Source organism: Synechococcus sp. OH2 (genome assembly GCF_047462155.1).
In the GTDB taxonomy this organism is placed as follows: domain Bacteria; phylum Cyanobacteriota; class Cyanobacteriia; order Thermostichales; family Thermostichaceae; genus Thermostichus.
Window position 1 is genome coordinate 17,938 of record NZ_JANSIR010000106.1, and the last position, 7,438, is coordinate 25,375.

Consider the following 7,438-nt stretch of genomic DNA (forward strand, 5'->3'; position numbering starts at 1 on the left):
CCCCTTCTCAGGGCGCAGCAGCAGCGGGTAGATCTGCCCGCCGGCAATCATGGGCCCGCGAAAATGGGCCGGGTAGGCGGGGCTGGGCACCAGCACCAGATCCCCCGGATCCACATAGGCCAAGGCCAGGTGGGTCAGGCCCTCTTTGGATCCCAAAAGAGGCAGCACCTCTCCATTGGGATCCAGCTCCACTCCATAGCGGCGCCAGTACCACTCAGTAATTGCCTGGCGGAAGCTGGCCGTGCCCTCGAAGGGTGGGTAGCCGTGGTGGACGGGATCGGCGATGGCCGCCTGGGCCGCCTCCACCACCGGCTGGGGGGTGGGCCCATCGGGGTTGCCCATGCCCAGATCGATTAAATCTAGCCCCTGCTGGCGGGCGCGGGCCTTCAGCTCATCCAAGCGGGCGAAGACGTAGGCAGGCAGCTTGTTCAAGCGTTGGGCGGGGACGAGAGCGCGGTTCATACAAATAGAAAGGCAAGCCGACACCTGGCTCACTTGGGGTTAACTGCACAGCTTACCGCCAGACCCGCACCTGAAGCAATGCGAAGCAGGGCCGAGCTTGGGTATCCGGGATCCCAAAGGCTAGGATAGAAATCTAAGTTCGGTTTTGTGGCAAGGCAGAGCAGTGGCTTTACCCCTTGTGGCCGTTGTGGGTCGCCCCAACGTGGGCAAGTCCACCCTCGTCAACCGCCTGGCGGGGGTGCGTTCGGCCATTGTCCACGATGAGCCGGGCATCACGAGGGATCGCCTCTACCAAGAGGTGGAGTGGAACGGGCGTCGCCTGCAGGTGGTGGATACCGGCGGCCTGGTCTTTGGCGACGACAGCGAGTTCTTGCCCCACATCCGCCAGCAGGCCATGGCGGCGATGGCGGAGGCGCACGCTGTGATCTTTGTGGTAGATGGCCGTGAGGGACTGACCCCCGCCGATCGGGAAGTGGCCGATTGGCTGCGCAAACAACCCCTGCCGGTGGTGGTGGCCGTCAACAAGTGCGAGTCGGGGCAACTGGGCCTGGCCCAGGCGGCGGCTTTTTGGGAGTTGGGGCTGGGGGAGCCGATCCCCTGTTCCGCCATCCACGGCAACGGAGTGGCAGAGGTACTGGAGGCGGTACTGCCCCATTTGCCTGAGGTAGACGAAGCTGCAGCAGCAGCGGATCCCATCGCCGTGGCCATTGTCGGCCGGCCCAACGTAGGCAAGTCCAGCCTACTCAACCGCCTGGTGGGATCCCAGCGGGCCATTGTCAGCCCCATTGCCGGCACCACCCGCGATGCCATTGACACTCTGGTGGAGTGGGAGGGGCAGAGCTATCGTCTCATCGACACCGCCGGGATCCGCAGAAAAAGCCGGGTGGAATATGGAGTGGAGTTTTTCAGCATCAACCGTGCCTTCAAAGCCATCCAGCGCTCGGATGTGGTGCTGCTGGTCATTGACGCCCTGGAGGGGGTAACCGAGCAGGATCAGCGGTTAGCTGGCCGCATTGAAGAAGAAGGCCGCGCCTGCATTATCGTCGTCAACAAGTGGGACGCGGTGGAAAACAAAGATACCTACACCATCAACGAGTACACCCGCGAGATCCGTGAGCGGCTTTACTTTATCGACTGGGCACCCCTGTTGTTTGTCAGCGCCCTCACGGGGCAGCGCACCCACAAGATTTTTGCCGAGGTCAACACGGCGGTAGCCGCCCATCGCAAACGCATCCCCACCGCCGTGGTCAACGAGGTGCTCCAGGATGCCCTTGCCTGGCAATCGCCCCCCGCCAACCGCCAAGGCAAGCAGGGCAAAATCTACTACGGCACCCAAGTGGCGGAGCGGCCTCCCACCTTTCTCCTGTTTGTCAACGATCCCGATCTCTTCAAAGAGAACTACCGCCGCTACTTGGAAAAGCACTTCCGGCAAAACCTCGACTTCACAGGCACCCCCATTCGCTTTCGTTGGCGCGGCAAAGCCGAGCGCCTCGTGGGACGGGCAGTGCAAAAATTAGAGGGATCCCTGGCCTCCCCCTAGGACTCCACAGCGGCAAGACACCAGAACAGCTTTTTTCTGTTAGGCAAACCGCAAACAAGGCCTATGGCTGTGGATCCCAACGTCAAAACCCTGGTGGAAAACCGTCGCGCCCGCTTTGAGTACGAGATCTTGGAGACCTACGAAGCCGGGCTCCAGCTAACCGGCACAGAGGTCAAGTCAATCCGAGCCGGCAAAGCCAATCTCCAAGACGCCTTTGCCCTCTTTCGCGATGGCGAGGCCTGGCTGCACAACCTGCACATCTCCCCCCATGGCACCGCCAGCAAGGTGTTCAACCACGATCCCACCCGCCGCCGCAAGCTGCTGTTGCACCGCCGCGAGATCGACCGTCTGCGGGGCTTGGTGGAGCAAAAGGGCCTGACTGTGGTTCCCCTGAGGCTGGTGCTTAACCGCGGCTGGATCAAAGCGCATCTGGGCGTGGCCCGCGGCAAGAAGCTCCACGACAAGCGGCAGGCCATTAAAGAGCGGCAAACCCAGCGAGAGATCCAGCGAGAGCTCAAGGGGCGCTAAGGCCCGCCAAGCTTCCGGCAGCTTCCAATGGGGTGGCCAGCGGGGCAGCCTAGGCGATCCCAAATGCCGCTGGAGCCCTTCGTTGCAGCGATTTCCAGTTTTCCCCTCCCTTGGGCAGAGAGGCTGGGGGTGAGGAATCCTCCGATAGGCTTGGAAGCAAAATCCAACTCGGTCGGCTGCAGGGGGAGGGAAGGAGACGCCGCCAGCAAGTTCTAGGCACCAGGGAGGGGGAAGAAGCGGTCGGTGGTTTTCACCCGCTCACACCAGGCGCGGATGTTGGGGAAGGGTTTGAGGTCGAAGCCGCCCTGCTCCGCCACGTGGGTGTAGGTAAAAAGGGCCAGATCTGCAATCGTGTAGCGGTTGCCCACGAAGAACGCTTTCCCCTGCAAATGGCCCTCCATGATCTCCAAGGCCTCTGTGCCGGATTTGAGGTTCTGGGCAATCAGCTCGGCGTGGGCCTCGGCTTGTCCAGCCCGCACCAGGAAGCGGGTGGTGGCAATGTAGCGGGCAATGCGGGTCTGTTCAAAAAGTAGCCATTTCAAGATCTCGGCTCGTTCTAGCCGCGTTTGGCCGTAGAGGGGGGTGTCTTCTGCTAAGTAAACCAAGATTGCCGCCGACTCGGCCAAGACCGTGCCGTCTTCCAGCTCCAAAGCCGGGATCTGGCCCAGAGGGTTCTTGGCCAGGTACTCGGGGCGGCGATTTTCTCCGACCCTAGAATTGACTTCAACCGTCTCGTAGGGGATCCCCAACTGCCTGAGGAGCAGCTCCACCTTGTAGCAATTGCCGGAGGTGGGGATCCCGTACAGTCGCAGCATGGCCGTTATCCTTCACGTGCAGCGTTGCATCTCCATAATTAGCCGCAATCACCGCTCCGCTCAACCCAAGACCCCTACGTCTCGATGCGGTAGCCGAAGTCGCGCAGCAGGTGCTCGGAGCGCCGCCAGTGGGGCCGCACTTTGACAAACAGCTCCAGGTATACCTTGCCGGCAATCAGCTTTTGAATCTGGAGGCGGGCGGCCTGGCCGATCTGCTTGAGCCTCTCTCCCCCCTTGCCGATGAGGATCCCTTTTTGCGAGTCCCGCTCCACGTAGAGGGTGGCTAGGATACGGGTAACGGTGGGGGTTTCTTCCACCTGGTCGATGGTTACGGCCACCGAGTGGGGCACCTCCTCGCGGGTATGCAGCAGCACCTGTTCGCGGATCAGCTCCGCCATAATGAACCGCTCTGGCTGATCCGTCACCAAGTCCGGCGGGTAGTAGTAGGGGCCGCTAGGCAGCAGGTCAACGGTGGCCTGGATGAGGGGCGCCAAACTGCTGGGATCCAACGCCGACACCCAGACGACAGGGGCGTTGGGCCGCAGGGCTTGGTAGCTCTCCTGGTGAGCCTGGCGCGTGGCCGCCTCTTTGGGCACAAGATCGGCTTTGTTGCAGACAAGGATGCAGGGGGTAGCAGCAGGGATCCGCTCAGCAATAAAGGCGTCGCCGCGACCTGCTGGCACTGAGCCGTCCACCACAAAGAGGACGACATCCACGCTCCCAATGGCAGCCTGGGCGTTGTGTACCAAGATCTCCCCCAGGCGGTGGTGGGGCTTGTGGATGCCAGGGGTATCCACCCAGATGATCTGGGCTTGCGGCAAAGAGAGGATCCCGCGCAGACGGTTGCGGGTGGTCTGGGCCACGGGGGAGGTGATGGCGATCTTCTGGCCCACCAGAGCGTTCATCAAGGTGGACTTGCCCACATTGGGCCGCCCGATTAGCGCCACAAACCCCGACTTAAACCCCGGCGGCGCCATCGGGATGGCCGACAGCTCCCCGCTTTTGATACCACTGTGCTCCCCCTCTACACCCGCTTGGGCTGCCTCGGCCTCCAATCCCTGCCGAGAGGGCTCCCGAAGAGGGGGATGGCTGGCACTTTGTTCCTGTTGCTCTCCTCCCATCGTGTCCCTTATCTCTGGTAGCCGGACAAGGACTGCACCTGGCTATTGTCAAAGGCCAGCGAAGCCTCAGGCAACTGCAGGGAGAGGGATCCCAGCTCAGCCAGGGTGGTACCGGGGTAGTAAAAGGCGAGGATTTGCGCCGCGTTAAACCCCTGCCGCGCCAGGGTGTAGGCGCCGTACTGGCTCAGCCCCACCCCGTGACCAAAGCCACCGCCGATAAAGCGGTAGCCTGTCAGCCGCTCGCCCTGTTTCAGGGGTTCCACGCGAAACAGGGTACTGTACAAGCGGGGAAAAGCCAGGCGCACTTGATCCTTGCGCAAAACCATTGAGTAGGGCCCTCGGGGCGTCTGCAAGCCCACTTGCAGCGCCTGCACCCGACCACTGACCGAGCGCTCCAGGACGTGCAGCCCCTGGATGGTTGTCCACTCGGGAAGAGGGATCCCGAGGTACTCTTGAGCGGCCCGCAGTTGGGCGTTTAGCTCCTCCAGTGACTGAGAGAACTCCCAGCGGAAGAGGCGCGATACCTCCGCTTCGTTGAAACCTTCCTGTCGGGCCAGAAAGGCTTGCAAGTCGCCCTCCTGCCGCAAATCAAAGAGCTGATCGGGTTGGTGGGCAATGTCAGCGCGAGGGCGCAGGTAGGGGCGCGGCTCCCCGTCCCAAACTTCTTCAAAACCTGCCGAGATGCCGCCGTTGGTGGAAGAATAGACGGCATCCACCAGCTCGCCGTTGTAGGTGAGCACCAGGCCGCTGGTCTGGCGAATCGCCTCATCAGCCCGTGGGTGGGTGCCGCTCAGCCCCTTGTAAACCTGGCAGTGGGTGTTGGCACAGAGCTGGTAATCGTCGATCCGAAAGCGGTGCAGGTTCTTGAGAGCATAGGTGCGCGCCAAGATGGCCTGGGCCGCCATGGCGGCAAAGGGAGCCCCTGGCCCCACCTCATGGGGCACCACCCCCCGCAAATAGGTTTCCAAGGGCACAACGTTGACCACCGTATAGCTGCCGTAGGCATTGGGCTGAAGGGTAATCGATCCGGCGTAGTAGCGGTCGTTCACCCGCAGATAGCCGGCATCGGAGGTCACCCTCAGGCGAGTGCGATGGTAGCGAAAATGCTCATGCACCCAGCTCAGCTCCGCCCGTTCGCGTCGCTCCTGCACCTCCAGCCGCACCTGGGGGATCTCTTTTGCTTGCGCATATTGTTGAATCTGGATCAATTGTTGGGGAGTGTAGGCGCGGCTGGCCCACACCTGCCATTCCTGGGGCTGGGCGATCTCAGTGCGGATGCCCAGAGATTCCCAAGAGTTGGCACTGGCCTCGGCGCTCTCGAAGCTTTTGTGGCTGCTGAGGATAAGGCGGTACACGGTTTCCGGGCTGGCTAGGGCGCGGTTGACGATTCCAACAGTTACTCGCGGAGTGCGCTGCCTCTGGGTGCTGCCGTCGGCCTGGACAAATTCCAGCGTCAGCAGCGACCCCCTTGGCGCTGCCAACTCCACTTGATCTTTGTTGGAACGGCCAAAGTGCTGCAGGATGCCCACATGTAAAACTGGGTTTTGCGGGGTAACCACCGTCGCCCAAGTCTCCCCAGGATCCCCTCCGGCAGCATGGAGCGCCAAAGCCGCAAGCAGCGCCCCCAACCCAGAAATGAGCGTACCCGGCAAGGGGAGCCGGCGCTGGGGGAAGGGAGGCTGGTAACTGGGCATAGGCGCTTTATGCTGATCATGCACCCCGTTGATTCTACCCGCATCTCTTTGGCCTACCCTAGTATGGATGCTTTTTTCTCCTATGCCCCTCCTCCTCTGCGCAAGGGATCCGGCTGGCGACTGGGCTGGGATCCGGCGCGCTCCCCGTTTGTGGCCCTGGTGGGGGGAGAAACGTGGGCGCTGGAGCTAACCCTAGAAGAATGGCAAGCGTTTGTGCAGGGGGTGTATCGTCTGCAGCAGGATATGGAAGCTGTCGCCTCCCAATTGATGGCTGAGGAGAGCATTACACTGGAGCAGACCTTTCCTGCCCTCACGTTGATTGCTAGCGGCAGCGCCACCGCTTGGGGCCTCTACCTCCAGTTGCACCAGGGCCGGCGCGGCGAAGGTTTCTGGCCAGCAGAAGTTGTCCCGGAGCTGTGTCTTGCCCTCGAGCAATTCCAGGAGTGCTGACCCGCCGCCGCTTACAGGTTTTGGGGAGGAACCCAAGGGAACTCAGGTCAAACTCCAATCAATTGCTGAAGAAAAGATACTTGATAAACCCTGAGGCCACCCCAACCACTAGGGCCACGATCGCGCCGCGGCTGATGAACTCCTGTTGGTCAAGCCGCTTGCTGTAGCCATCCATTTTGCTGCTTAGCTCCGCGATTTTCACTTCCAGGCTGCTACGGCTGAGATCGATCTTGGCTTCCAGCTCGTTGCGAGTGAGGTCAATCTTGGCTTCCAGATCGGTTTTGACCAGCCGGATCTCGCTTTTGATCTCCGTCACCTGGATTTCCAACTTGCGGTCGATGCCCTCCAGCTTTTTGTCCAAAGCCAGGAAGAGGTCTTTAATTTCTTGATTGGGATCCGACATCCGCAGTTCTGCCCAAGACCGTTGGCTCCTATTGTTGCCCAGGGGATCCCTCCTCAAACCGGCGGCTCAACCGTTGCCACGATGTCGCGGATGACGGCCTCTGCTTCCTGCCGTCGGTTGCTCGTCATGTCCCCAGATCCGGCTAAAGAAATGCGATGCGCCAGCACCGGCACAAACAAAGCTTGCAGATCTTCCGGTAGGCAAAAGCTCCGCCCTCTCACCAACGCCTGCGCCCGTGCAGCCCTTGCCAAAGCCAATGCCCCGCGGGTGGACACGCCAGCCCGCAACAGCTTGGAGGCGCGTGTCGCCTGCACCACCTGCAGCAGATAGTCGGCCAGGGATCCATCCAGGTACACCTGATCCACCGCCGCCTGGATCTCCAGAGCGGTGCCCACTCCATACCAGGCGGGCAAGAGAAAACGGCT

At 61.5% G+C, this 7,438-nt stretch carries 8 protein-coding genes and 1 pseudogene; 3 read left to right on the forward strand and 6 right to left on the reverse strand.

The annotated features are described in order from the left end of the window. Nucleotides 1-462 (reverse strand): aminotransferase class I/II-fold pyridoxal phosphate-dependent enzyme (locus NW835_RS10670; RefSeq protein ID WP_414415272.1); only part of this gene is annotated, 462 nt, incomplete at its 3' end. A gap of 163 nt (nt 463-625) precedes the next feature. Between NW835_RS10670 and der the strand changes: the two genes are divergently transcribed. Both der and smpB read left to right on the forward strand, forming a co-directional pair. Continuing rightward, nucleotides 626-2,002, forward strand: a complete 1,377-nt coding sequence (gene der / locus NW835_RS10675; protein ID WP_414370640.1) for a ribosome biogenesis GTPase Der — start codon at nt 626-628, stop codon at nt 2,000-2,002. Nucleotides 2,003-2,065: 63 nt separating this feature from the next. Continuing rightward, a complete protein-coding gene (smpB, locus tag NW835_RS10680) occupies nt 2,066-2,530 on the forward strand; it encodes an SsrA-binding protein SmpB (protein ID WP_414337930.1) in 465 nt (154 codons plus the stop codon). 212 nt (nt 2,531-2,742) lie between these two features. Here smpB and NW835_RS10685 read toward each other — a convergent pair whose 3' ends face one another. From NW835_RS10685 to NW835_RS10695, 3 genes are all read right to left on the reverse strand, one after another. Continuing rightward, nucleotides 2,743-3,345, reverse strand: coding sequence for a glutathione S-transferase family protein (locus NW835_RS10685; RefSeq protein ID WP_414363834.1), 603 nt, complete (start codon nt 3,343-3,345; stop codon nt 2,743-2,745). Between the two features lie 74 nt (nt 3,346-3,419). Next, nucleotides 3,420-4,322 (reverse strand): GTPase Era, encoded by a 903-nt coding sequence (gene era, locus NW835_RS10690; protein WP_414363839.1) that lies wholly within the window; start codon nt 4,320-4,322, stop codon nt 3,420-3,422. A 152-nt stretch (nt 4,323-4,474) separates the two neighbouring features. Further along, entirely contained in the window at nt 4,475-6,160 is a 1,686-nt protein-coding gene (locus NW835_RS10695) for a SpoIID/LytB domain-containing protein (protein WP_414415273.1), read from the reverse strand. 9 nt (nt 6,161-6,169) lie between these two features. On the opposite strand from NW835_RS10695, the gene NW835_RS10700 reads away from it, so the two are divergent. Continuing rightward, nucleotides 6,170-6,610, forward strand: coding sequence for a DUF1818 family protein (locus NW835_RS10700; RefSeq protein WP_414384967.1), 441 nt, complete (start codon nt 6,170-6,172; stop codon nt 6,608-6,610). A 58-nt stretch (nt 6,611-6,668) separates the two neighbouring features. Here NW835_RS10700 and NW835_RS10705 read toward each other — a convergent pair whose 3' ends face one another. Both NW835_RS10705 and NW835_RS10710 read right to left on the reverse strand, forming a co-directional pair. Further along, nucleotides 6,669-7,013: a hypothetical protein gene (locus NW835_RS10705; RefSeq protein ID WP_414384969.1), complete on the reverse strand. Its 345-nt coding sequence runs from the start codon at nt 7,011-7,013 to the stop codon at nt 6,669-6,671. 53 nt (nt 7,014-7,066) lie between these two features. After that, nucleotides 7,067-7,438, reverse strand: a pseudogene (locus NW835_RS10710) (hypothetical protein); the annotation flags it as partial.

Excerpts from the sequence above, each read along its gene's own strand:
- NW835_RS10705 (WP_414384969.1), bottom strand. The coding sequence starts at position 7,013 with ATGTCGGATCCCAATCAAGAAATTAAAGACCTCTTCCTGGCTTTGGAC.
- NW835_RS10695 (WP_414415273.1), bottom strand. The coding sequence starts at position 6,160 with ATGCCCAGTTACCAGCCTCCCTTCCCCCAGCGCCGGCTCCCCTTGCCG.
- smpB (WP_414337930.1), top strand. The coding sequence starts at position 2,066 with ATGGCTGTGGATCCCAACGTCAAAACCCTGGTGGAAAACCGTCGCGCC.
- NW835_RS10700 (WP_414384967.1), top strand. The coding sequence starts at position 6,170 with ATGCTGATCATGCACCCCGTTGATTCTACCCGCATCTCTTTGGCCTAC.
- era (WP_414363839.1), bottom strand. The coding sequence starts at position 4,322 with ATGGCGCCGCCGGGGTTTAAGTCGGGGTTTGTGGCGCTAATCGGGCGG.
- NW835_RS10685 (WP_414363834.1), bottom strand. The coding sequence starts at position 3,345 with ATGCTGCGACTGTACGGGATCCCCACCTCCGGCAATTGCTACAAGGTG.